Here is a 25448-nt window from a genome sequence, read left to right as displayed (position 1 = left end):
TGAGAAGAATGAAGGTGATGAACGCAAAAAAAAGTGCCGCTTAAGGAGGTGCGGCACTCGGTTCACCAATAGCTCAGCGGACAAACGGAAACAGCTGCTTCTGATTATCCGGCCAGAGCATATTGTCGAGATCGATAATTTTGGATTTGGTATCGATGCGCTCAGGGACGTCCAGGCCCTCCATCGCTTCAACTGCGTACTGCACAGCCAAATATCCGTTGTTAAACGGGTTCTGGATGACCGTCGCCTGCACGATCCCCTCCTGCAGCAGCTCCATCACTTTAGCCGGGCTGTCAAACGTGATCAGCTTTACGCGTCCGCCGGCCCCCAGCTCCTGTATCTCTTCTCCGGTGCCGATCGACGCCACTTCGTTAAGCGCCACAATCCCGTTTATATCGGGATGCTCGTTCAGCATTTTGCGGGTAAGCTCACGCGCCAGCTGTTCATTGGACTGGCAGTATTCCACGGCCACGACCTGAACCCCGGGAAACCGGGCGATATAATCCATAAAACCCTCCTCGCGCTCGTCGCCGTTTTTGGAGCCCTGCACAAAATTCATTACGCCGATGCGGCTGTTCGTTCCGGTCAGGGCGACCATCCGCTCCGCCGCCTTCTGGCCCGCTTCGTAGTTGTTCGTGCCCACGAACGTTTTGACCCGGGCCGATGCAACCTCGGAATCCATCGAGATGACCGGGATTTTGTAATAGGCCGCGCGGTCGGTCACCTGGGCCAGCTTCATATAGTCGCTCGCAGACAGAATGATGGCATCCGCCTTGTTTTGGATGGACTGATCCATCAGGCGAATTTGCCCGTCAAAATCGCTTTCGTTATCAGGCGCCTTAAACGTCAGCTGAACGTTGAATTCTTTGGCCGCCACCTCGGCGCCCATTTTCACCGTGTTCCAGTAGTCGCCGTGATTCATCTTGACGATCATGTCGATGGTCCGGGGCTTGCCGGAGGCACGGAGATTCGGAGGCGACGAGGAACAAGAGCCCGTGAGGAGCAAGATGGCAAGCAGCAGCGCAACTCGGACGATTCCTTGGCTTAGGCTCATGATATCCCCCTTTCCATTTCCTCCGCACGGTCCGATACCGCGGGCAGCGTGATGGTAACGCTTGTCCCTTCTTCCAGTTCGCTCGCAAAATGCAGACCGTAAGGCTTGCCGTAACACAGCCGGATGCGCTCGTTCACGTTCTTCACACCGACACCCGATCCGCTGCCGCTGCGGTGGTTACCGCTGAGGATCTGATCCATCACCTGCGGGGTCATGCCCAGCCCGTTGTCCTTGACGGTCAAGACGAGCTGCTCTCCATGAACCGCTGCCGAGATGGAGATCCAGCCTTCGTCCGGCATTTTCTCGATTCCGTGATAAATGGCGTTCTCCACGATCGGCTGCAGGATCAGCTTCAGCGTCCTGCAGGAGCGTGCGGCTTCATCGCACTGAATCTCATAATTGAATTTATGCTTGTAACGGATCTTCTGGATAATCAAATAATGGCGCACATGCTCCAGCTCTTCTTCCACGGTGATGATCGTGTTCCCTTTGCTCAGACTGATCCGGAAAAACTTGGACAGCGAAGTGATCGTCGTCACGACCTCTTCCTTTTTGCCCTTTTCCGCCAGCCGGATCACCGAATTCAGCGTATTGTAGAGAAAATGGGGATTGATTTGCGACTGCAGCACATCCAGCTCGCTTTTCCGCTTCGCTTCCTGTTCGTGAATGATCTGGTCCATCAGCTGGCGGATGCGGTGCAGCATAAAATTAAACCGCTTGGACAGCTGCACCACTTCATAAGCGCCGCTGACGTAGATCGGCGTGCTGAAATCCCCCTGTCCGACGCTTTGGACCGACCGCTCCAAGCGGCGGAGCGGCTGGGATATTTTCGCCGAGATGAAGACAGCCAGGAGTACCACAGCCGTAATGACGACCACGAGAAACCAGAAAATAAACTGATTCAGGTCCTGCTTGGTCGTCACAATTTCGTCCGGAAAGGCGACCCCGACGATTTTCCAGCCGATGGGCTGTACCGTCCGGATCGTAATATACCGCGGCACCCCGGTCGATTTATCGATATAGCTGCCATAGGCATAGTCAAACACGGGCTCCAGATTTTCGTACTTCAAACCGGCATAGATCAGCTGCTGCTGCGGATGGTAGACGATGTTTCCCAGCTCGTCGATGATGTAAGCATAACCCTGCTTGCCAAGGCTCACCTTGCGGCTCAGCTCATCAATCGTCCGGAAGTTGACGTCAACGAGCAGAATTCCGCGCTTTACTTTTCCCTGGTCCCGGTATTCGATCATGCGGCTTAACGATACGACCCACTTGTACTGTCCCTTGTATAGATTTTGGATGTGAGGCGGGGAAAAAGACAGCTTCTGCGGCACTTCCCGGGCCGATTCGTACCAGCTCTGTTCGGTCAGCTTGGTGTTCCGGCGCATTTCGGCATTCGGAATGTCCAGCACCAGCCGGCCTTCGGGCGTAAACAGCGCCACGGATACAAGGTCTTCCCGGGTATGAAGCAGTGTGGTCAGCTGCTCGCGGAGCACCCCGCTGCTGACGTCAGCCGTTTGATCAATCTGCTGCTCGACTACGGCATAAATGTCCTGCATCCCTTTGACATACAGCTCCAGGTGGTAATTGACCTGCTCGATGATTTGCTGAATATTGAGGTAGGCGTTCTCCTCCGCCGTCTTGGAAAATTTGTTGTACAGCATAATGCTGACCAGGATGACGACGAGCACCGTCATACCGGCAAAGGTGGCGGTGATGATCGTTTGAATGCTCCGCAGCCGGAAGGACATGGGAAGCCGCGGTGCACGGGGCTTCAGGCGACGATTCGGAATCTTCAAGCCGATTCGCCTCCTCCGTGGCCGCTGCGGTATTCTTTGGGCGTAATGCCGAATTTCTTGCGGAAGCAGAAGCTGAAGTAGTTCGGATCCGCGAACCCAAGCGTTTCGGCGATTTCGAACGCTTTCAGCGACGTCGATCGCAGCATCTCCTTGGCGGCTTCCATGCGCACATGCAGCAAGTAGGCTACGAAGGTCATCTTCATTTCCTTTTTAAAAATGCTGCTGAAATACCCGGTGCTGATGTGCAGATGCCGGCATACTTTGTTGATGGAAATGTCGCTTTCCCGGTAATGCTCATGAATATACGCTTTGGCATCCTCTACAAGCTGGTTATATCCGGACTGCCTTCCCTGCGCGATCGTTATCATCAGACGTGAGGATACCCGGTGTATCCACTCCCGAAGCTCCTGTAAATTGTTGTAATGATACATGTCGGCGAACGGCAGGGATCCCCGGCCAAACACCTCTTCGAGCTCGATGCCGAACTCCTTCGCCACCCGGATGACGGCGCTCAACACGCCGATGATATACACCTGGCAGTCCTGCACGCTGACCTTGGACGACTCCAGGCCGGCAAACATCCGCCTTACCGTCCCCTCCAGCTCTTCCGCCGTGCCTACGCGGATGCTTCGGACGAGCTCCTGCTCCTTCAGGCTGTCGAATACGAGCGGATCCGCCTTCCGCTGTTCCACATCATCGATCCAGATGACCCGGTTGTTGCCGAGAATAGGACGATAGTCCAGCGCCTGCGACGCTTCCGCATAAGAATCGAACACGTCGCCCAACGACCGGTATACGGAGCCGGCCCCTGCCGTCACCGTCAGCTTCAAATATTTATTCACGTTCAGACGGATTTCCTCCAGCAGCTCCAGCGTCCGCTGCGCCGCCGCGCTCTCATCTGCTTCCGGCAGCACCGACAGGAGGACGCAGTCGTTATGGTGAATAAACGCCTTGAACCCTTGCCGCAATTGGCAAATCTCTGCCGCCACGTTGTACACGGCAAACAGCAGCAGGTACCGGTCCTCCGAGTATTTTAGCGACAGCGCTGATGCCGGATCCTCCGCCTCCTCCCTGACATCCCGTTCTCTCTGCACTGGATCGGGACGAATAATCGAAGCCATAAAGGTTTGTCCGTCCAGGCTGATCCCGTAACTGGCTCCTTTCTCGATGTATTCCTCAGGCGTAAGCCTCCGGGTTACCAGTGAAGACAAAAAAAGCTCCCTGAGTACAGGTATGCTTTTCCGGTAATGCTCCATCAGCAGCTGGACGTTTTCCTTCTCAGCCCGCTCGGCATCCATATGCGTCTTCACCTTCAGCAGCACATCCACGAGCTCCTGAGAAGAAAACGGCTTGAGCACATATTCGTCAATCTGCAGCTTAATCGCTTTTTGGGCATACTCAAACTCATCGTATCCGGTCAAAATAATGATTTTGGTGGACGGGGCATGCTCCCGGATCCACGCGGCCAGCTCCAAGCCGTTCATAAAGGGCATTTGGATGTCGGTCACGACGATGTCCGGCATCTCCTTTTCCATCCATTCCAGCGCTTCGCGGCCGTTTTCGGCTGTACCCGTCACCTGAAAGCCGTGAAGCTCCCAGCTGATTTCCTCGACCAGCCCATCACGGACGTCTTCTTCGTCTTCCACAAGCAGCAATTTATACATCATTCATCCCTCAGCTGTTCCAAATTTGTACTCACACTTGTCAGAACATGATCAATAGGCTCCTCTGGCCGCAAACTACATTGGTTTTGTCGAAAAAATGTAACCGCTTTCGAAATATCACTCACGTATTGTATATCAATTCATATGTATTGTAAATAATGAACATTTTTGTAGAAAACCAAGGTGCTCAAGCATATAGGAAAAAGAAAAAAGCCCTCCTCTGCAGGGGGGCCGGTATGTTGGAAATCGGTATTATTTCAGCTTTCTGATGAAGCGGTAGCCGACTTTTTCAAAACCGATATGTTCATAAAAGGCATGGGCCGGGGCACGTTCCACACGGTTGCCGCTCGTCAAAAACAGAACCTGGCTGCCGTGGGCTCTTCCCCATTCTTCGCTGCTGCGGATCAGGCGTTTGCCGATCCCTTGGCCGCGGTGTTTCTCGGATACGATCAAAGCGGATACCTGAGTCGCCGTCTCGCCTGTGGCATAGGAGTGAACCTGATTCAACGCCACCATGCCGACAACTTCTCCGTCCAGCTCTGCCACCATCGTGCACAGTTTCGGATTGTCTTCCGAGGCTTCCATCCGTTCGCGCATAACGTTGATCGTCGTTGGATAGTTGAGCTCGCGCATTAACGCCGTTACAGACTCCAGATCGCAATTGCAGTTCGATTTGCGGATTTGCAAAGTAGGAGCCGACAAATTACTGTTCATGATCATATTCCTCCACTTTTAAAAGACTGGCGGCTTGCTTAGCCGTATTCCGTGCTTTCTGAATATCCGGGTCAGTGCTTAACGCTACCGCCATCCTCCGGCCGATCTTCGTTTCAGGCTTGCCGAAAATCCGAACCTGTGTCCGGGGAAGGCTCAGTGCTTCCTCTACACCGCTGACGGCAAAATTCGTACTTGCATTCACCGCTTTCAAAGTTGCCGAAGCTCCCGGTGTCAGCAGTTCAACCGACGGAACCGGAAGTCCGAGAATCGCTCTGACATGCAGGGCGAACTCCGATAAATCCTGCGTCACCATGGTCACCATGCCGGTGTCATGCGGACGCGGGGATACTTCACTGAATATGATGCCTTGCTTTGTAACAAACAGCTCCACTCCGAAAATGCCATATCCCCCGAGCTCGTCTGTAATGGCTTTGGCAATGGACTCTGCCTCCCGCAGCTGCTCTTCACTCATGACATGAGGCTGCCAGGATTCTACATAATCCCCGTCCTTTTGAATATGTCCAATCGGCGGGCAAAAGGTGGTTCCGCTCACAGAGCGGACCGTCAAGAGCGTAATTTCGCTCTCAAACGTAACAAATGCTTCAACGATCACGCGGGTGCTCTTCGCTCGTCCGCCTTCAAGGGCTGCATTCCAGCATTCTTCCGCATCTTCTGGCGTGCGGCAAACGCTCTGCCCTTTACCGGATGAGCTCATGATCGGCTTGACCACGCAGGGCGTGCCAAGCACGGCTACCGCTTCTTGCAGCTCCTCCAGGCTGTCGGCGAATCGATAATCCGCCGTAGGAAGTCCGAGATCTTCCGCAGCCAGGCGACGAATCCCTTCGCGGTCCATCGTTAGCCGGGCGGCGCGAGCCGTCGGAATGACGCGGTACCCTTCCTCTTCCAGCTCAAGGAGAGCCTGTGTAGCTATAGCTTCAATTTCCGGGACGATGATGTCCGGATGTTCCTGATGAATAATCCGCTTCAGCGATTCGGGATCGAGCATATCAATGACATGGCTTCGATGGGCCACCTGCATCGCAGGGGCGTGTTCATATCGGTCCACGGCAATGGTTTCTACGCCCAAACGCTGAGCCTCGAGAACTACTTCTTTTCCCAATTCACCGCTGCCCAGAAGCAGCAGTTTTGTAGCATGTGCAGAAAAAGGAGCACCCCACACCACTTCCCAATTCCCCCCTACTAATGTATACCACAAATGTATACCTCTCTATCATTTTCGGGGTTCCGAAGGAAGAATGCAAGAGTGCTCCGACATTTTCCTGCAAAATTCACAATCTCTCCTTATTTGAATGGCGATCATTGGAGAAGCTTGCTTGATTTTACAATTTTGGTTGTTTGTTAATTGGCTGTAAACGCACCGTTAACTTCCGGCGACCGGGGGATATAAAATATATCCAACGATGTACCTACGGAAGACAATCCATTTTTAGCGAATCATCATCCTCAGACAAACCGGAACTGCGCTTCGATCAGACCATGGTACGTTCCCTGCTTCTGCATCAGTTCCTGATGGTTGCCTTCCTCCTTGATCTCGCCGTGATCCAGTACAACGATTTTGTCCGCATGGCGGATCGTCGACAACCGGTGCGCGACGATAAAGGAAGTCCGTCCTTTCAGGAGCACCTTCAGCGCTTCCTGAATTTTCAGCTCGGTCTCCGTATCGATGCTGGCCGTCGCCTCATCAAGAATAAGAATGCGCGGATCGGCCAGAAGCGCCCGGGCGAAGGACAGCAGCTGCCGCTGCCCCATGGAGAGCATGTTCCCGCGCTCCTCGACCTCCGTATCGTAACCGTTCGGCAGCTTCATAATAAATTCATGAGCGTCGACAGCCTTGGCTACTTCCTCGATCTCCTCGTCGGTCGCGTCCAGCCGGCCAAAGCGAATGTTATCGCGGATCGTTCCCGAGAAAATGAACGTGTCCTGCAGCACGATTCCGATTTGGCTGCGGAGCGTATCCAGCTTCACGTCCCGAATATCGAGACCGTCAATCGTAATTTTGCCCCCTGTTATATCATAGAACCGGCTGAGCAAATTAATGATTGTACTTTTTCCTGAACCGGTATGCCCGACGAGGGCGATCGTTTGACCTGCCTTGACGTCGAGGTTGATGCCCTTGAGTGCCGGCCGGCCCTTCTCGTATTCGAACACGACGTTCTCCAGCTTGATGTCGCCGTGAATTTTCGGCATCGGCCGGGCATTCGGCTTGTCGTCGATATGCGGCTTCTCATCGATAAATTCGAAGATCCGCTCTGAGGAAGCCATCGCCACCAACAGCTGATTGTACATTTGGCCGAGCCGGTTGATCGGCTCCCAGAAGTTGCCGACATAGCTGGAGAAGGCCACCAGAAGACCAACGGTCAGCTGGCCCTCCTGTATCAGGTATGCCCCGAACCAGAACAGGATCAAGGTGCCGATGCCCCCAGTGATTTCGATCAGCGGGCCGAACCCTTGGTTCAGCGTGGACGCGCGGTCCCACGACTTTTTGCTGTCCATGTTCATTTTGTCGAAAAACTTGATGTTCTCCTGCTCCTGCGTGTAAGCCTGTGTAACGCGGATCCCCTGGATCGATTCGTTCAAATGCGAGTTGATCCGGGAGTTCTTCATGCGCACTTCCTGCCAGGCGCGGCGGATCTTGACCCGCAGCTTCGTGGAGATGAAGAACATGATCGGGACGGTCAGCACAACCGCAAGCCCGAGCTTCCAGTTGATCAGCATCAAAATGACCACAATCCCGACCAGCTGGACACAGTCGATCATCAGGTTGACGACACCGTTGGTAAACAGCTCCTGCAGGGAGTTGACGTCGTTCGTGATACGCACGAGCACGGAGCCTGCGGGCCGCTTGTCAAAGAAGTTGAAGGACAGCTTCTGGATGTGCTGGAACAAATGCGAACGAAGGTCGTAGATGACACGCTGTCCGATAATGTTGGTCAGGCGGATCCGGTACGTACTCGCGATCCACTGAATAATGTAAAGAACAAGTGCCCCTGCCGTTAGCAGGTACAAGAGCGTCAGGTTCGTATTACCGTCTTTCGGCGCGATCGCCTTGTCGATCGCCTGACTGGTCAGGAACGGAACGGTCAGTTTCGTAATCGTCCCGAGGACCATCATCAGCAGGACGAGCGGCAGCATTTGCTTGGCATAAGGCTTCATATAAGCAAACAGCCGGGTCAGCTGGGACCAGTTAAACGGCTTTTCGATGACTTCGTCATCCTGATACACGAAGCGTTCGCCGGTTACACCCGGCGTCTTCCCCTTCGGGTTGTTTTTATTTGCGGCTCCCGGCCGCTGTTTATTCGTTTCCGCTGCGGGATTCATGAGCTCACCTGCTCTCCTGCATTCCCATTCATCCGGGCAATGTGGTCTGCATATTGAATATGGTATACATCCTGGTAAGGGCCAGGAACCGTGATTAAATCTTCATGCTTGCCGCGCTGCACGATTTTGCCCTCGTTCAGCACGAGAATCTCGTCGGCATGCCGCAGGGAAGAGATCCGGTGGGCGATGATGAACGTCGTCCGTCCCTTCATAACTTCCTGGAAGCCCGACTGGATTTCATGCTCGGTTTCCATGTCGACGGCGCTCGTCGCGTCATCGAGGATGAGGATCTTCGGATTCTTCAGCAAGGCGCGCGCAATCGCGATCCGCTGCTTCTGCCCTCCGGAGAGGCCCATGCCCCGCTCGCCGACCACCGTATCGTAACCGTCCGGCATTTCCATAATGAAATCGTGGGCTTTGGCCAGCTTGGCGGCCCGGATGATCTCGTCCATCGTTACGTCCTTCAGGCCGTAGGCGATGTTATTGCGGATGCTGGACGAGAACAGGAACGTCTCCTGGAACACCGACGCGATTTGGCTGCGCAGGCTCCGGACTTGAATGTCATTGATGTTCTTGCCGTCCAGCTTGATGCTGCCGCTGTTGACGTTATACGCATGCATCAGCAGCTGGATGACCGTCGATTTCCCTGATCCGGTTCCGCCGAGCAGGCCGATGACCGATCCTGGAGGCGCATCCAAATTAATGTCCTGGATGGCTGCCAGCTTATTGCCATAAGCAAAGGTAACATGTTCAAAGGTGACATGCCCTTTCACTTCGTCGGAAGACAGAGCGACGGCATTGTCTTTATCCTTGACGTCAATCGGCTGGTTCAGGAGCTCGAGCACCCGCTCCCCCGAAGCTTCCGACTGCGTGTAGTTGTTGATGAGATAACCGATATTCCACATCGGTCCGATAATGTACCAGATCAAGCTGAAAAAGGCAACGAGCTCGCCCAACGACAGCGATTGGCGGATGACCAGCGTGCCTCCGACGCCGAGGAGCAGTACGACGCAGATGGACGCGAGAAGCTCCATGACCGGAAAGTAGCGGCTCCACAAACCCGAAGCGAAGATCTGGTTGTTTTTGTAGCGTTCGTTACGCACGGAAAACTTGTCGACTTCGTGAGGCTCACGCGCAAATGATTTGACCGTACGAACACCTGTAATGTTCTCTTGTACCGAAGTCGTCAGCGCACTCAGTGCCAGGCGCATTTCCTGGAACGCCGGGTGGATCTTGCCTTCGAACTTCAGGGCGACAAACACCAGGAATGGGATGCTGATCATGGTAGCGAGCGTCAGCTGCCAGCTGATCGACAGCATCATGACCGCCCCGAACACAACCATCAGGATCGTGTTCAGAATTTGCGGGATGCCGAAGGCGATAAATTGCCGGATCGCTTCGAGATCCCCGGTCAGACGGGACATCAGGTCGCCGGTTCTGGCCGTGTCGTAATAGCGGAAAGACAAGACTTGCAGCTTCTCGTAGCAGCCGTTACGCAAACGGTATGCCAGATAGTTCCCCAGTCTTCCGCCGAGCATGCCGCTTAAAAACTGCATGACGGCTTTGAGGGTGACGACACCGATGACGGTGAGCGCCAGAGCGGGAACGAGCTCAAAATGCTGCGGAACGATCGCTTCGTCGATCAGCTTCCGGAGCAAATTCGGGGTAACAAGCCCCAGCGCAGTAGCTATGGCGAGGCAGAGTATAGATAAATAAAGAAAACTGCGCTTCGCCCAAAAAAAGCCCTGCATTTGCCTGAGAACATTCATGGTTCTCCTCCTTCGAGTCATGTGAATGCTTGAAAATCATTCGCGTTAAGTTGTGAACATTTATGAAGTTTAACACCGTCTCTCAGAGGCGGCAAAGAGGATAACAGCGCATATTTTCGCCGCTTTGTCAATGGTTCGGCATTAACTGGATATAATCCCGGTTTACTTATCAAATCATGCCAAATCCTCTCAATCTCTGCGCTTCCCGATAAAAAGCCGGGTGAGGCTGTAAAAGCGCTTCCTGACTTGGGGGAAAGCTTCCATTTTTCGGTGTCCGAAACGGTGTTCGTGAGGTTAGCATTAGAGTCAAGCACCGGCTTAACGAGCCTATCAAATCAAATAAAAAAAGCCCCTGATCAGGGGCCGAAAGAACCGGTAAGGGGAATATAGGCAGCATTTCCTTTGTTGAATACTATTTCAGATTTAGGTTTCCAATAATGTCCAGCCCTTTCGACTGCCCCATGGCCAGCGGACCGACGATTTCGGTATCGACAACATAGACGTGATTGTTCTTAACAGCTTTTAACTGCTTCCATACGGCTTCATTTTGCAGCTTTTCCAAGGTAAGCTCGGCGGAGCCGGTAAAGTCCTTGCACAGGAAAATATAATCCGGGTCAGCCTCGCCAACGCCCTCCAGGCTGATCTCTCCCCAATCCTTCATCCCCGGAAACCTGCTGAAGCCGAGTTTGTTGTAATACGGCTCCATCCGGACGCCGCCATAATAATTGAAACCTTTGTTCCAGGTCATCATAAACATCGCCGTTTTTCCCTTCACACCCGATTCTTTCATGCCGGCGGCGAGCGCCTCCAGCTTTTGATTGTAAGCGTCGATGTATGCCTGCGCGTTCAGTTCTTCTCCAGCAACTGCGGCGATTTTACCTATCGTGTCCTGCCAGTTTTCCGACTGATGGATTAAGATCGTCGGCGCGATTTTACTCAGCTGGTCGTAGATCTTCTCGTCGTTTTCCCAAGCGATGATCACGTCGGGATCCAGGGCCAGCAGCTTTTCCAGATCCGGAGCGTCGTTGCCGAGGTCCGCGATCTGTCCGTTTTTCGTAAATTCGTCGTACACGGGAAAGTTTTGCAGAGACTGCAGGCCGACCGCACCCGCGACCAGATCTCCCCTGCCGATCGCAAACAAATGATCCGCATAAGGAAAATAGGTGACGGCGATTTTTTGGGGAGCTTCGTTCAGCACCGTGTCCCCTTTGTCATGATGGATCGTCCGGGGAAAGGCCGCGGCCGTCCCTTCGATGGATGGAGCATTGCTCTCTTTATTTGCGCTTTGTGCTTCCGATTCGACGCCTCCTCCATTTCCGCAGGCTGCCAGAAGCAGGACAAGCATAAGGGAAGCCAACGACAGCAAGCCGTATCGTCTAGCATGGTTATTCCACTCACTCATTTTCAGGTACCCCTCGTTTCTTCGATGTATATGATAATGATTTTCATTATCATATACAGTATATACAGACAGGGCGCCTGCTGAGAATAGACAAATTCCCGAATGGAAGTGGATTATTGCCCACGACGGGCCCGGAACTCGGTAGGCGTCACACCGACATGCTTTTTAAACAGTCTGCTGAAATAATGCGCATCGGCATAACCGACGCCAGCGGCAATATCACCGATGCTGCTGACGCCGGTTACGAGCAGATGCTTCGCCCACTTCATGCGGTACTGAATGAGATAATCGATCGGACACAGCCCGGTGTACTTATGAAATAGGTAAGAAAACCGCTTTACGCCGAGGCCGTACACACTGGCCAGTTGCTCCAGCGTTAGCGGCTCCTGAAAATGTCCGTGAATGTATGCCGTCGCCTGTTCGGCAATGCCGGTTCCGCCTTGGTCCCTGCCTTGGCTGGATCCCGTCAACAGATCAAACAGCAGCGCATAGAACAGCTCTTTGGTGCGCAAGTGCTGAATGGGACCAGGTCGAAGGGCAGCCAAATGAAGTGCAATCAGCTTATCCGTCAGCGCTTCATCCGCTGCGGCACGCCAGCCGAAATGACGGATAGTGCATGGGGCAGGATTTCCGCCGGGAGCGGCAAGTTCGTAATGGATTAAGACATAGTCAAACCCTTCATCACCGACCGCCAGCTCCAGCGTCATTCCTTTGCCGCCATGAACGACAATCCCTGGCCGGACGTCATACGCCGTACCGTTAAATACAAATTCCGCCTTGCCGCGCAGCGCAAATACGAAGCCCGCACTGGAAGTCGGGCGTTCCTTCGTATGGCCGTTGTAATTACCGGGTTGAAGCGAAGTCATATAGACGCCGGTCACCGTTAAGACGCCGTCTGCAAACTGGCGGGCCAGTTCATTGGCCTCCTCCATGAATCTTCCCCCTGTAGCTTGTTCATTTCCGACAAAATGGCGCCGTCCCGGCAGTCGGAAGCCATTGGCTGCCCCCATATGCGGAGGAGTCCTCATCTTCCTTGCCGGGGCACCTCCTAAGATGTCATACGTGTCTCAATATGAAGCAGTTCGGCTGCGAGGGTATCCCACGTCTCCGGCCGTTCGCCCTGTTCCAGCGAGGCGGTCAGCGCATCGACCGTTTCCTTCAGCTGCTCCTGCAGGACGCCGGCCTGCCTATGCTGGGCATCCCCCATTCGCTGCGCGTAAAAATCAGACAGCAGCCCTTCCTGAGCGGATACTTCGCGGCTCAGCGCTTCCTTGATCTGTTCTTCTACAGCCGCACGCATTTTTTCGCGTCCTCCGCCTTCAAAGAAAGCCTTCGGCGATTTAAAATATCCCCAGGCCGCGTTCCAGTCGACGATGCCTTCCAGCTGAACTTCCTTAAGCTCCGGCGTTTCCCACTCCTTCTCCTCCGGCGGATTCAGAACCAAACCGGCATCCAGTGCGGATATATCCTCTGTCGTCTGTACGGCGGCCGCGTGCACGATTTGTTTGCCTTTGTTCTCCAATCGAAGCGTCGTGGCCAGCAGCTCCTGCTCCAGCTCACGGACGAGCGTCCGTTCCAGCTCACGTCCGCACCCGGCAAACACCCGCTTCAGTTGACCCGCATCCTCACGCAGAACGGAAGGATGAAACGTTTCGTTAAAAAAGTCACCCATTCCAAAACCGATCCGCTGTCTGACGTGGAACAGCAGCTCTTTCGTTTCCTGTGCAATCAGGTTCCCCTGCTGCATGGTGGCAAACTGCCCGACAAGCCCCTTAGCCTGCTCAGCTGTCCGGACCAGCTCCTGCTTGCGCCGCTGCCTGCTGCCTGCATCCTGCCGGGACAGACGCGCCCATTCCTCCGCCCTTTTCCGTGCAGCCGAAACCTCGGATGCGGCGGCTTGAAGGGACAGCTTGGGCAGCTCTTCCCCGGCGAAGACTCCGAGCGCATCTTCAAATGCGCCGAGTCCCGATTGCGCCAGCATGGCTTCATCTCCGCCCAGCTTCGCCTCGAGCGCAGTCATGCTGGAGAGGGGGTAAATATGCGGCAGCCGGATACCCCGGGCTTTCAGGTTGCCGTCCACATGCTTGACGACCTGCTCCAGCTCTTCCTGGGAAGCAGCCAGATCGGCCGCGTTGACGATGAAAAACATTTTATCGAGGGCAAAGCTGTCTTTCACCCGGCCGAGCTGGGTCAGGAACTGCCTGTCGCCCTTGGAAAACGCGTGATTATAATACGTTACAAAAACGATGGCGTCCGCCTGCTTCATATATTGGAACGTCACGCCGGTATGGCGGGCGTGCAGCGAGTCGGCCCCCGGCGTATCCACGAGCACGATTCCCTGCTCCGTCAGCGGAGAGCTGTAATACAGGTCAATCCGGTCGACAAAGCAAGATTTGGTCTCATCGGCTACAAAAGAGCGGTACTCCGTCATATCAACGGTTCGAACGCTGCCCAGCAGCGGTTTCGCCAGGTCCCAGCCCGCGGCGGCCGCCTTGAGAAATCCGTAATGCGGCAGGCCGGCCGGATGCACACCTTCCGGCTTCATGGAGCGTACCGCCTCGAGCCAGCCGTCGCCTTCCGGCTTGCTAAGCTGGAGGATCGAGAAGGAATACGCCAAATCGTCCTGGAAGGCCTCGGCCGACTTCATTTGCACCCTGGCCGTCCCGTGCGCATACTCGCCCTCAGGCGCCAGGATGCGGTTGATCGCCGCTGTCGTCGGATGCGGCGAGACGGGCAGCACGCTGTCGCCGAGCAGAGCGTTGGCGAACGAAGACTTGCCGGCACTGAACGCGCCGAACAGTGCCATCGTGAACGAGCCGCCGGCCAGCGCCCCGGCTCGGCTCTCAAGCCCCCGCGCGGCGGAAGCCAGCGCGGGATGGCGCCCCAGCAGCGCAGCCGCTTCGCGCAGCTGCGCCGCGGCCGCGTCCAGCCGCTGGCGGCGGCCCTTGGCCGCGCCGCCCTGCGGCCCCGCCCCGCCATGCGGGGCGGGCTTCACAGCGGGCGCCGCCATCGGCGCGCCCGCGTCTTCCCCGGCCGGCTGCGCCGCCGGCCGGGTTGGGGCGCTCACCCGCGGCAGGGTGCCGGGGGTGAGCGCCTGTTGCGGCGGCAGCAGGCGCGCCGCCGCTTCCTTGCGCGCCGCGATGGCCGCTGCCAGCTCCGTGTAGCGGGCCATCGCGGCGGACTGCTCCTGCAGCGCGGCCAGCTCCTGCTGTGCGCGCTGCTTGGCGGGCGCGGCGGATGCCTCGACATCCGCCAGCATCTCTTCCGCCGCGTCCAGCGCAGCGCGGCGGTACAGCGCCTTGATTTCTGCCGACAGCTTGCGGCAGTAATTCAGCAGGTATTCGCCGGACAGCACCGCTCCCGGCTCCACCGTGCCCTCCAGCAGTTCCGGCCCGATGACCGGCATCCGATCGGCAAGCTGCTGATTGCGTTCCTCGTTCCAAATCCGGTGGGACTGTCCCCAGCGGCGCAGCAGCTCCTGAAGATGCCACCCGATCTGGGAGGCGCACTGCTCCCGCAAAGACGACAGAAAGCCTTCCAAGCGCTCCTGCTTCTCCTGCTCCGTCTTTGCCCCGGAGAACAGAAAGCCCTTCTTGAAGCCCGGCTTGCGGCTTTCGAGAAACAGCTGCGCCCGATCCCGCAGATCGGCCGGCGTCAGGTTGGCATTCTCGAGCAGTCCTTCCGCCTCACGGCGGACCGCTTCCCGCTCCAGCTGCCGGATATTGTCAAACCGGTCGATCTCCTCCCTGAGGCCGCCCATCTCCCTTTCCAGCTCCGCCGCCTTCTCGGCGCCTCCCATCTCCTGCAGCAGCTGCTCCATGTCCTCCTGCAGCGAATCGGCGAACTGCGCCGTATGCTGCTCGGCGATATGACGCGCGGAACAGTCGATGCTGTAAGACAATAGCGGTCCCCGCTGGGCGATCAGCTCCTGCACCAGTCCATCCAGCTGAGCCCGCTGGTTATACGGATGCTCCGGATTCTTCAGCGAGATAAACAGCAAATTTTCGTAATGCACCTGCCACCGCTTGAAAGCCGCCTCCACTTCCTGGCGGTAGGTATCAAAGGATAGCTCCCGCTCCCGGTGCTTATCGATTTGGTTAACGATCAGGTACAGCGGTTTGCCCCAATCCGACAGGCTCTTGGCAAACACCAAATTGTTTTCGGACTGGACATGGTTATAGTCCATCACATACAGAACGACATCCGCCAAATGAAGCGCGGAATGGGTCGCTTTTTGATGGCCGTCGTCCGTCGAATCCACACCGGGTGTATCCATGAATACGCCGTACTCCCCAAGCAGAGGAACATGATCCCACACTTCCACCGATGAATAGTCACCACCGTTGGTGCAGTACTCGTATAGTTCCTTTAGCGAGACTTGAAGCGCTCTCGGGGCTTCAACCCCTGCGCCTGCGGCCGGATAGATCAGGGCGCGCGGCTCGCCATTGCGGATGGAGACGACGTTGGCGCTGGTCGGCACCGGACCGGATGGAAGCACCTTTCGTCCGCATAAGGAATTGATCAGGCTTGATTTTCCCGCCGAGAAATGGCCGCAAAAGGCGATGGTCATTTCCCCGGCGTCTGCTTTATGTATTAAATCGTCGATGAGACTCGCCGATCTCGCATCGCCCCAAGCGGCAAGCTGCTCTTTCAGTGGCTGCAGCGCAATAGATCCTTGGCTAGCTGTGGTTTGGACAGTGAACGACATGCTGACTACTCTCCCTTGTGTCAATTGACCGAATGAGGCGGCTCATGACGCTTTTTGCCGGAAAACCCATTCAAATAGTTTTATTTTAACATTCCACCGATGGGTTGGAAATCATTTTGCCGGACAAAAAAAATAAAACCGAATACCATTCGGTTTTATCCTGGGCCTTACGCTGCATATACAGGCCGTTAAATCGACGCGCTTTCCAGTTCCGGAATCAAAATTTCAAAAACTTTGCCGTGCTGCAAAATCGTCAAGCCACGGGACTTGTCCTTCATGACAACGACTTCAGGCTTAACGGACATCCGGTCCAGGTAATGCTCAGGCACGTCGCCCGAATGGCTCACCGTGATACCTTCGACTTCCTTCTCTTCGTTTTCACTCAGTTTGCTTTCCACAACCGCGTCAAAAATATCGGAAAACATTTCAAAATTGTCTGTGTACACCGAAATGCATTTCATCTAAATCCCATCCTTCTCCATCTTTGTTCTTCCTATCCTGTATGTTCCTTATCTTTTCTGATTTGGGACGTCTTCATACGTTTTTTTCCTTCACGGCACACATCGAGCAGCGGACATACCTGACATTTCGGATTCTGTGCCTTGCAGTGATACCGGCCGAAGAAGATGAGCCTGTGGTGCGTGATCGTCCACTCATCCTTGGGTACCCGCTTCATCAGCTTTTTCTCCACTTCGAGCACCGAGTCCTTCCAGCCCGCCAGAGCAAGCCGCTTGGATACCCGCTCGACGTGCGTATCCACCGCAATCGCCGGAACGTCAAATGCATTCGACACCACCACATTGGCTGTCTTGCGTCCTACGCCGGGAAGCTGTACCAGCTTGTCATGCTCTCGTGGAACCTCTCCGCCGTACTGTTCGATCAGAATGCGGCACAGGTTGTGGATGTGCTTTGCTTTGTTCCGGTACAGGCCGATCCGGCGGATATCCTGTTCGAGCTCCTCCAAGGGAACCGAAACATAATCCTCAGGCGTTTTATACTTTTGAAAAAGATCCTTGGTTACCTTGTTTACCGTTTCGTCCGTACACTGGGCGGACAACAGAACCGCGATCGTCAGCTCGAACGCATTGCTGTGGTTTAATTCACAATGCGCGTCAGGGAACATCGCTCCGATCGTGTCCAAAATATAGCGAACGGTTTCAGCCTTCATGCAAAGTACCTCCTGCAAAAAAAAACGTCCTGACGCGGGTAAGAACCCCGCATCAAGACGGTGTATCTTATGACCATTCCCAAAGCATACTATTGTTTCTGTATTTCTACAATCGTTCCATTGTTTAAATACAATACAATAGTATCATTTTCTTTCAGGGATTGCACGGTCAATATCGTGTCACCTTGGTGAATATATGCGCCAGGCGAAAGCTTGTATAGGTTGGCATCATTGACATTTTGCCGTTTCACATATATTTCCTTCGCATAACTGTCATATTTCCAGTACGTTTGGGTCGTTACGTTCAGTACCTTGACCACGGCATTGCCGCTTTCGTCCTTGCGGACTTCGACACGGTTGCCCGCAGCCAGGTTCCCCAGGCTCAGAGCGCTGCCGGCGTCATTGACGATTTTCGACCCGGTTCCCAGCTTGAACGTTTCCGTCGTGCCGGCATAATCCTTCACCGTAATGCTTGGCGATGCCGCAGAAGTATCCACCGCCGTGATTTGGCCCGTCGTCAGCTTCACGATTTGTGCGGCAGCCGCGTTTGTTCCGTTAAACGTCACGTTGAGGATCTGTCCGGCACGAATATCCGCCAGCTCCACCGCCTGTCCGTTATCTCCTGTCAGTGCGGCTTTGTCCAGATAGAACTGGCTCGTCACGCCATCCTTCTTCACCGTAATTCGGCTGCTGGTATAGTTCATGTCCACGACTTCAAACTGAACCGTCGATTTCAAAAGAATGGACGAAATGGCATCCTGCGTCGCATTCAGCACGAGGGCGACATCACTGCCGATCTTCACGTCGGACAGCGAAGCGTTGCTCTTGCCGTATGCCTGTACGGCCGGATTACTGTATGGCAGCACAAGGGTTTCCCCGCCAGGGGTGACCACAGTCATCTTCTTGGCAGCCGTATCGATCGCGGTTACCTTGCCGTCGTACTGGTAGATGACCTCAAGCGACAGCGCCCGGTTCGTCAGATAGCTGACGTTCACTTTACGGCCGGTCGTCAGCAGCGATTCGATGCCGGACAGCGTCGGATTGGCCGTGTTGTACACCAGTTTGGTTTTATCGTCGAGCGTCACAACGAACGGTTTTTTGTTCGCGTCCATCAGCGTGAGCAGCTTCGTCTTCGGTTCATAGGACACGACCGAGGCTCCGCGTTTTTGCTCCATCTGGCGGTTCAGCACTTCGATTTTGGTTACCTGCTCGTCAGGATTCAGCGTAATTTGCACCTGGTCGCCAGCGGTGGAATCCGCGATCAGGTCGCTAAGAAGCGGTGCGCTGATGCCGCTGATGACGATTTCCGGCTTGCTGGCAAGAAGCTTCACTTCAAGTGCTCCGCCGTCCCGCTTGTAGGTGATGGTCGAGCCGTTTGCTCCAACCTCATACAAGGATCCGCGGATCGTACGCTCCACTCCCTGTTTTAATTCAATGGATTGAATCATGTTGTTTCTGATCGTGTAATTAATGGTCGAGCCTGCTTTCAGTTCGGACGGAGACAGAATTTCATTCTGGTAACTGAAGAAGGAGTTGGCATCCCAAGTGTAGCTCTCGAGATTGCCCGCGTCATTTTTGATGACGAGCGACTTGGAAGCCGTATCGATGCTCTGCAGCGTTCCGGTGCCCGTCTTGTTCACGATCCCCGATTTCACTTGAACGATGACCGTTTTCTTGGCGGAGCTGAACGTTTCACGAGATACCGTTACCTTGCTGCCGACCGCGATAGCGGAAGGATCGATCTTCGCACCGTTCTGATCCAGGAACGTCGTGCCCGCATCATATGTAAACTGCTGGAACGTGCTGTTCGTTTCGATCCAGAGAATGTTCCCCGGAGACAGCTTCTGGAACGTTCCTTCCGTACTTTCCAGCTGAACGGTTGGATCCGTCACTTCCACATACCCTGCCTTCGTCCCGCTGCCGATGACCATCACTTTGGTGTACGGCTTCAGTTCCGTAAAGGCAATCTTCGTTTCCGAATCCTTTGTAAAATATCCGGTTGACGCATCAAGGGCGTAACTCTTCACACTGCCGTCTACATACAAATCAAGCTTATTATCGCTCAGCCCGGTGATGATGCCTTCGGCGGAGTTGTCGTACTTAATGTTGTTGTAGGCTTCGGCCCGGCTGAAAAAGGTCGCCAGCTGGGCACGCGTAACCGAACCTTGCGGATCAAAGCGGTTACCATCCACACCGTTCGTCAAGCCCAGTTCCAGCGCAACGTTCACAAATCCGCGTTTTGATGCGGAAATCTTTCCGTTATCAGCAAACGTCGTGGCCTTCGAGGCTGCGGCGGAAGCTTGGCTTTCCTTGCCCAGGGCGCGGACCAGCACTTCGGTGATCCACTCCCGGCTCGCCTTCCGCTCGCCCCAGGTTCCCTTTTGACCGGTGGCCGAGCTTTCGGACGCCTTGTTCAGCAGGCTTTGCTGGAAAGCGAGTGCAACGTATGGCTTGAAATAATTATTTACGACGACATTCTCCGGCAGCGCAACGGCCGTGTCCGTGCTCAGCTTGTTCTGAAGCCCGGCAAAACGGATCGCCATCGTAACGGCTTCCTGCTGAGTCACATAATCGTTTGGACGGAACAGCCCTTTATCGCCGAGGATGATGCCCTGGGCAGCAAGCTTGTATATATGCTTCTCAGCCCAGAATCCGCTCTTGACGTCACTGAACTGGCCGACGGAAGCTGCTGTTACGCTCGCTCCGGTCGTCGCCGGGGTATCCGCGAATACGGCTGTGCCCGAGCTTAATGCCATCATACCGACCAGGACGGCGGAGACGACTTTTTTAGAAGGTAAGGAATGATTGCTGCGTTTCTGAACCATGATAGTGCCCCTCTCTGAAATAAATAGAAAGAACTAAAGCGGAGGCGCCCGTTCCCCAGGAATCATAGCTCCCACAAAGGATGCGCAACGCTCCAACTTTAGTTCGATACTATCAGCCATGCTCTAGCTGTATATAATTCGACATCCAGGAGCCGAGCTCCTGCTATATTTCCTGAATTTCCCCAAAAAAATCAGTGTCTTGTCATCGGATGCTCCAAATCGACATGCCCCATCAGGCTTTCCACCTTGGCGCCGTCAACCAGCAGCTCAATCGACTTCACTTCGTCAAACTGGAACAACGTGTTATCGAGCGCGTCCAGGGCGAACTGCTCCCCCCCTGCACCGAGACGGGCCTCATCCGGCAGATGAATGTCGATGGTGAGCTGACCGTCCTTCATGCTCAGCGATTTAAGTTCCACCTTGCCCCAGAGAGGAACGAGGTCCGATTTGTCGCTGGCCTGCAGCGCTTCGAACGCCTTCTTATACTTTTCATCTTCGCTGCTGAAGCTGATTTCCTTCTGGGCTTTGTGCAAATCCAGCTCCTCAGGATCTGTATAATAGACATCGATATTCAAGCTTTTTTGGTTCGAATTCGTCGTTTGCGTGGACGTGGATTGGCCCTGGCCAGTCGCCTCTTGACCCTGTCCTTGCCCTTGCGAACCGGATGAGGCCTGACCTTGGTCTGAACCTTGGTCCTGCCCGCTGTCGGAAGTAACGGCACCGTCATTGCCTTCGGTTCCCGTTTCTCCGGCTGCCGTATCTCCGCCGCTGCCAGTCACCTGCTGATCGGAGGCCGTCTCCTGCTGCTGATCTGGTGCTGCGGTCGGCTTCTGGCCGCAGCCTGCCAAAGCAACCAACGCCAGAGCCAGAACCCCTGCACACCAAACTTTTTTATTCATTGACTTCCCGCCTCCTTGTTCCTGCGACTCATCATGATTTCACACCCAAATACTCTTTAATACCACTGACGATGCCTTTGGCAACCCGCTGCTGGAAGCTTTCCGAGAAAAGGGCGGCCTCGTCGTTTTTGTTGCTCAGATAACCGACTTCCAGCAGCACGGCCGGCATCTTCGTTTCGCGAATGACGTGGAAATTTCCGTAGCGAACGCCGCGATCCTTCAGTCCGGTGGCTTGTACCAGGTACTTATGCATCACGTTGGCCAGCGCCTTGCTGGCATCCCGCTGATAATAGGTTTCACTTCCTGTTGCCACAGAGGAGCCTGCACTGTTCGCATGAATGGAAATAAATACATCCGCCTTCAAATCGTTGGCGATCTTGACCCGTTCGCTCAGTTCAAGGAACGTATCGTCGCTGCGGGTAAGAACGACATCGATGTTTGGATCGTTTTTGAGCAGAGCCCCTACTTTGAGGGCAACCGCCAAGTTAAACGCTTTTTCTTTTTTGCCGGAAACGCCTGATGCGCCAGGATCCTGATCGCCGTGGCCTGCATCAATGACGACGATCTTTTTGCCGCCTCCGCCAACTGGAGTGGAAGGAGTGCCGCTGTCTGATGTGTTCAAGTCGATGATGTACATCCCGTTTTCATTGGTCAACTTATAATTTTTTGCATAATTCAGATCAATGACCACGCGTACCGTGGAAGGATTATCGTTATACAGCGAGTAACGGACTTTGGATACATCCGGATAGCCGCTGACGTTGATTGAGCCGTTATAATTGCTGTCCAGCGGAGAAGAACCGCTGAATTGATCCGAAAATTTCGCGTTCGTCAGATCGATGACGACCCGATCGGGACCGGTCATTTTAAAACTGCTGGCCTTAACCGACCCGCTGGTTGCGATCAGCAGCCGGTTGTCGCTGAAGCTGAGTCCATTGACGAGCCCGACGCTGCTGTCGTTATCACCGCTGCCGGGTACGGTTGTCCCGCCATTGCCTGCACCGGTGCCGGCATTTCCGCTGTTTCCGGAATTCGAATCCGGGGTAATTAAATATACCACTTTCTTCACATTATCCCAGCTGACGGTCAGTCCCATTTGCTCACTCACAAAGCGAAGCGGGACGATGACCGTGTCGGTGCGCAGAATCGGCGCGATATTAAGTGCAACCTTACTGCCGTTAACCGTAGCATTCTTTTGATTAACAACAAGCTTTATGACTGTCGAGTCCTTTTGTATGGTTACCGTGCCGGTCTTCTGCTCCCATGCGACATCAAATCCCAGACTCTCTCCGACCACACGAAATGGGATCATCGTATTACCCTTCACATTTTCAACCACTGCATTACCTGTTAGCTTCAGCTCATTGTCATTCAAAAAAATCTTTGTGCTCCCTGCCGCAGCCTGTCCATTATGAGGAAACGCCAAAATGAAGACAAATATAAACGCAAACAAAAAACCAAACTTCTTCATTATTCACCCCTACCATTCTCAAATTTTTCAACTGCTTTTTGACGTTTCGGCTTCGGCATCTTCGACATCACCAGACATTTATTAGACGCGAGCACCCCTGAAAAGTTGCGAATATATTCCTCTATATGCAAAAGTTTTACTATGACTTTGGATGGACAAAACCGGGATTTTATGTATTATCGATTCAAACACCCCTGCTGAAAAGCATGGTTTCCGCAAAAAAAGCATGCCGACTCCCAATAGGAATCGGCATGCTTGTTCGTTATGATTGAAACGATGATCTACTCGCCTCTCTTGATCGGATGGTCGAGATCCATGTGGCCCATCAGACTCTCCACGGCTTGGCCGTCGACGAGGATGTCGATCGCTTTGATTTCGTCGAATTGAAACATCGTTTGCTTGAGCGAGTCGAGGGCAAATTGTTCCCCGCCCGATCCCAGCCGGGCTTCGTCCGGGATATGAATATCCATATGAAGGAGTCCCGTATCCGTGTCCAGCGACATTTTGGTCAATTCGATTTTATTCCACAGCGGAACGAGGTCGGGGCTGCCGCTGTCTTGAAGCGCTTTGAACGCCTCAACGTATTTCTCAAGAGGAACCTGGTATCTGATCTCCTTCTGGGCTTTCTTCAGCTCCATTTCCTGCGGGTCGGTGTAATATACATCAACGGTCAATTTCTGAAAACTGGGCTGATCCTTAGCTGCCTCACCGGTTGATTCACCCTTGGTTTCCCCGGTCTCTCCACTGCTGTCATTGCCCGAATTGCTGCCTGCCGTGCTGTCATCCGGAGCAGTACCTTCCGTAACCGGCGGCGATGTGCTCTCGTCCGCTTGAATTGAGCTCGGTTCGGAAGCGCTCGCTGGCGGAGGAGGAGCCGTCTTCGCTTTCTGACCGCAGCCTGCTCCCACAATCATCACGGCGGACAGAAGAACTGCGCACCATATTTTTTTATTCACCATAACACTCCTTTCTGACAAGTTCCGAATTCTATAAACCCAAATATTCCTTAATGCCGTTCACGATCCCCTGCGCGACGGACTGCTGAACGTTTTCGGAGAACAAGGTTGCCTCATCCTTCGGATTGCTCAGATAACCAGCCTCCAGGAGAACAGCCGGCATTTTGGTCTCCCGAATGACGTGGAAGTTGCCGTATTTCACTCCCCGGTCCGCCAGGCCGGTAGCCTGAACCAAATACTTGTGCAGCACGTTCGCCAGCGATTTGCTTGCATCACGCTGATAATAGGTTTCGCTGCCGCTCGCCGCAGACGAGCCCGCGCTGTTCGCATGGATGGATACAAATACGTCGGCATTCAGATCGTTGGCTATTTTAACACGGTCCTTCAACTCGAGGAAAGTGTCATCACTTCTCGTCAGAACAAAATCGATATTCGGCTCGCTCCCGAGAAGCTGTCCGACCTTTAGGGCTACCGCCAGGTTGAAGTCCTTCTCTTTCGTTTTCGAATAGCCGATCGTCCCGGGATCCTTCGCACCGTGCCCGGCGTCGATCACGACGACCTTCTTCCCGCTGCCCCCGACCGGAACCGTCGGCGTCTCCGAAGCTAAATTCAAGTCGACGATAAACATCCCGCTTCCGGACGGATCCGGGTATGCGGCATAGTTTTTGGCATAGTTCAAATCAATCACGATCCGAACGGTGGACGGACTGCTGCTGAACAACGAATACCGGATCCCGGAAACGTCGGGATACCCGCTGACGTCCAGCTTCCCTTGAGCGTCGGCGCTCAAGGGAAGCGTCTCGCCGAGTGCTCCTGAGAATTGGGTCTGCGGCAGATCCACGACGATGCGGTCCGGATTTTTCATCGTAAACACTTTCGGGACCACATTTCCGTTGCCGGAGGTAGCGATCATCAGGCGGTTGTCGCTAAAACTGATGCCAGTCAACTCGGCAATCCCCTCCTGGTCGGTCACGCCGGATCCTTCAGAACCGCCTGACGGAGCGGTGCCTTCCGGATTGCCGCTCCCCGTATCAGGAACCGGTATCGTGCCTCCACTGCCTGCTCCTGTTCCCGGATCGGCTCCCGACGGATTCGATCCATCCGTCGACAGGTACACAGTTTTGTTGACGCTATCCCAACTGACCGCAAGCCCCATCTGTTCGCTCACGAACCGGATCGGCACAACGACGCTGCCCTTCTGCAGGAGCGGCGGCTGATCCAGGCTCACCTTTTTGCCGTTCACGGTTGCCGATTGCTGCTTCACGACAAGCAGCATCTTGGTGCTGCCTTTCTGAATCGTGACCTTCTGCGACTTCTGCTCCCAATCTACGGCAAATCCAAGATTTTCACCGACCACGCGGAAGGGAACCATAATGCTCCCGTTCACGTTGACAACCCCTGCGTCCGCAGGCATGTCCAGTTGTTTCCCGTCCAGCACGATCTCCGTGCCGCTTGCCGCCGATACCGACGGCGCCTGGGCGCCGACAATAAAGGCGAACATCAATAAAAACAGTAAAAAGCCGAATTTCTTCATGTTCCACCTCTGACAAACTGATTTTTTGCTGCTGCTCGTGACAAGCCGCAGAATGTATGTATGAAAAAAAACATTAACGGTATTTGACCTGTAACAATTTCTGTGTGCTCATCTTATATTCCTGCTTGATTTTACAAATTTTTACC

At 54.3% G+C, this 25448-nt stretch carries 17 protein-coding genes; all 17 read right to left on the bottom strand.

Annotated elements, in window-relative coordinates:
• Positions 1-73: 73 nt before the first annotated feature.
• Positions 74-1054, bottom strand: coding sequence for a substrate-binding domain-containing protein (locus C7820_RS03410; RefSeq protein ID WP_116229757.1), 981 nt, complete (start codon positions 1052-1054; stop codon positions 74-76).
• Positions 1051-2805: a sensor histidine kinase gene (locus C7820_RS03405; protein WP_116231611.1), complete on the bottom strand. Its 1755-nt coding sequence runs from the start codon at positions 2803-2805 to the stop codon at positions 1051-1053. Before C7820_RS03405 ends, C7820_RS03410 begins: the two co-directional genes overlap by 4 nt.
• Positions 2806-2849: 44 nt before the next feature.
• Positions 2850-4520 (bottom strand): response regulator, encoded by a 1671-nt coding sequence (locus tag C7820_RS03400; RefSeq protein ID WP_309545733.1) that lies wholly within the window; start codon positions 4518-4520, stop codon positions 2850-2852.
• 249 nt (positions 4521-4769) lie between these two features.
• On the bottom strand, positions 4770-5231 hold the full coding sequence (locus C7820_RS03395; RefSeq protein ID WP_251676932.1) for a GNAT family N-acetyltransferase: 462 nt from the start codon (positions 5229-5231) through the stop codon (positions 4770-4772).
• Positions 5221-6411 (bottom strand): formate-dependent phosphoribosylglycinamide formyltransferase, encoded by a 1191-nt coding sequence (purT, locus tag C7820_RS03390; RefSeq protein ID WP_116231610.1) that lies wholly within the window; start codon positions 6409-6411, stop codon positions 5221-5223. The genes C7820_RS03395 and purT overlap by 11 nt, the downstream gene beginning before the upstream one ends.
• A gap of 284 nt (positions 6412-6695) precedes the next feature.
• Positions 6696-8570: an ABC transporter ATP-binding protein gene (locus C7820_RS03385; RefSeq protein WP_116229754.1), complete on the bottom strand. Its 1875-nt coding sequence runs from the start codon at positions 8568-8570 to the stop codon at positions 6696-6698.
• On the bottom strand, positions 8567-10339 hold the full coding sequence (locus tag C7820_RS03380; protein WP_116229753.1) for an ABC transporter ATP-binding protein: 1773 nt from the start codon (positions 10337-10339) through the stop codon (positions 8567-8569). The genes C7820_RS03385 and C7820_RS03380 overlap by 4 nt, the downstream gene beginning before the upstream one ends.
• A gap of 412 nt (positions 10340-10751) precedes the next feature.
• The gene (locus C7820_RS03375; RefSeq protein ID WP_116229752.1) at positions 10752-11741 is read right to left on the bottom strand and encodes an ABC transporter substrate-binding protein; all 990 of its coding nucleotides are present in this window, start codon (positions 11739-11741) and stop codon (positions 10752-10754) included.
• 113 nt (positions 11742-11854) lie between these two features.
• On the bottom strand, positions 11855-12673 hold the full coding sequence (locus C7820_RS03370; RefSeq protein ID WP_181908923.1) for a helix-turn-helix domain-containing protein: 819 nt from the start codon (positions 12671-12673) through the stop codon (positions 11855-11857).
• 116 nt (positions 12674-12789) lie between these two features.
• Positions 12790-16449, bottom strand: a complete 3660-nt coding sequence (locus C7820_RS03365; RefSeq protein ID WP_116229750.1) for a dynamin family protein — start codon at positions 16447-16449, stop codon at positions 12790-12792.
• A 188-nt stretch (positions 16450-16637) separates the two neighbouring features.
• Positions 16638-16910 (bottom strand): NAD/NADP transhydrogenase alpha subunit, encoded by a 273-nt coding sequence (locus C7820_RS03360; protein WP_076170940.1) that lies wholly within the window; start codon positions 16908-16910, stop codon positions 16638-16640.
• Positions 16911-16942: 32 nt separating this feature from the next.
• Positions 16943-17617: an endonuclease III gene (gene nth / locus C7820_RS03355; RefSeq protein ID WP_076170938.1), complete on the bottom strand. Its 675-nt coding sequence runs from the start codon at positions 17615-17617 to the stop codon at positions 16943-16945.
• A gap of 89 nt (positions 17618-17706) precedes the next feature.
• On the bottom strand, positions 17707-20442 hold the full coding sequence (locus C7820_RS03350) for an S-layer homology domain-containing protein (RefSeq protein ID WP_116229749.1): 2736 nt from the start codon (positions 20440-20442) through the stop codon (positions 17707-17709).
• A gap of 191 nt (positions 20443-20633) precedes the next feature.
• Positions 20634-21341, bottom strand: coding sequence for a GerMN domain-containing protein (locus tag C7820_RS03345; RefSeq protein ID WP_116229748.1), 708 nt, complete (start codon positions 21339-21341; stop codon positions 20634-20636).
• Positions 21342-21372: 31 nt separating this feature from the next.
• Positions 21373-22812 (bottom strand): N-acetylmuramoyl-L-alanine amidase family protein, encoded by a 1440-nt coding sequence (locus C7820_RS03340; RefSeq protein ID WP_116229747.1) that lies wholly within the window; start codon positions 22810-22812, stop codon positions 21373-21375.
• Between the two features lie 281 nt (positions 22813-23093).
• Positions 23094-23768 (bottom strand): GerMN domain-containing protein, encoded by a 675-nt coding sequence (locus C7820_RS03335; RefSeq protein ID WP_116231609.1) that lies wholly within the window; start codon positions 23766-23768, stop codon positions 23094-23096.
• Between the two features lie 31 nt (positions 23769-23799).
• Positions 23800-25302: an N-acetylmuramoyl-L-alanine amidase family protein gene (locus tag C7820_RS03330; RefSeq protein WP_116229746.1), complete on the bottom strand. Its 1503-nt coding sequence runs from the start codon at positions 25300-25302 to the stop codon at positions 23800-23802.
• Between the last annotated feature and the right edge of the window lie 146 nt (positions 25303-25448).

It is taken from the genome of Paenibacillus sp. VMFN-D1 (assembly GCF_003386155.1).
GTDB classification, from domain to species: domain Bacteria; phylum Bacillota; class Bacilli; order Paenibacillales; family Paenibacillaceae; genus Paenibacillus_AQ; species Paenibacillus_AQ favisporus.
The sequence above is the reverse complement of the archived record's forward strand: the minus strand, read 5'-3'. Positions and strand labels throughout refer to the sequence as shown.

Excerpts from the sequence above, each read along its gene's own strand:
- C7820_RS03330 (WP_116229746.1), bottom strand. The coding sequence starts at position 25,302 with ATGAAGAAATTCGGCTTTTTACTGTTTTTATTGATGTTCGCCTTTATT.
- C7820_RS03365 (WP_116229750.1), bottom strand. The coding sequence starts at position 16,449 with ATGTCGTTCACTGTCCAAACCACAGCTAGCCAAGGATCTATTGCGCTG.
- C7820_RS03405 (WP_116231611.1), bottom strand. The coding sequence starts at position 2,805 with ATGTCCTTCCGGCTGCGGAGCATTCAAACGATCATCACCGCCACCTTT.
- C7820_RS03370 (WP_181908923.1), bottom strand. The coding sequence starts at position 12,673 with ATGGAGGAGGCCAATGAACTGGCCCGCCAGTTTGCAGACGGCGTCTTA.
- C7820_RS03385 (WP_116229754.1), bottom strand. The coding sequence starts at position 8,570 with ATGAATCCCGCAGCGGAAACGAATAAACAGCGGCCGGGAGCCGCAAAT.
- C7820_RS03360 (WP_076170940.1), bottom strand. The coding sequence starts at position 16,910 with ATGAAATGCATTTCGGTGTACACAGACAATTTTGAAATGTTTTCCGAT.
- nth (WP_076170938.1), bottom strand. The coding sequence starts at position 17,617 with ATGAAGGCTGAAACCGTTCGCTATATTTTGGACACGATCGGAGCGATG.
- C7820_RS03410 (WP_116229757.1), bottom strand. The coding sequence starts at position 1,054 with ATGAGCCTAAGCCAAGGAATCGTCCGAGTTGCGCTGCTGCTTGCCATC.
- C7820_RS03380 (WP_116229753.1), bottom strand. The coding sequence starts at position 10,339 with ATGAATGTTCTCAGGCAAATGCAGGGCTTTTTTTGGGCGAAGCGCAGT.
- C7820_RS03350 (WP_116229749.1), bottom strand. The coding sequence starts at position 20,442 with ATGGTTCAGAAACGCAGCAATCATTCCTTACCTTCTAAAAAAGTCGTC.
- C7820_RS03395 (WP_251676932.1), bottom strand. The coding sequence starts at position 5,231 with ATGAACAGTAATTTGTCGGCTCCTACTTTGCAAATCCGCAAATCGAAC.
- C7820_RS03375 (WP_116229752.1), bottom strand. The coding sequence starts at position 11,741 with ATGAGTGAGTGGAATAACCATGCTAGACGATACGGCTTGCTGTCGTTG.
- C7820_RS03340 (WP_116229747.1), bottom strand. The coding sequence starts at position 22,812 with ATGAAGAAGTTTGGTTTTTTGTTTGCGTTTATATTTGTCTTCATTTTG.
- C7820_RS03345 (WP_116229748.1), bottom strand. The coding sequence starts at position 21,341 with ATGAATAAAAAAGTTTGGTGTGCAGGGGTTCTGGCTCTGGCGTTGGTT.
- C7820_RS03400 (WP_309545733.1), bottom strand. The coding sequence starts at position 4,520 with ATGATGTATAAATTGCTGCTTGTGGAAGACGAAGAAGACGTCCGTGAT.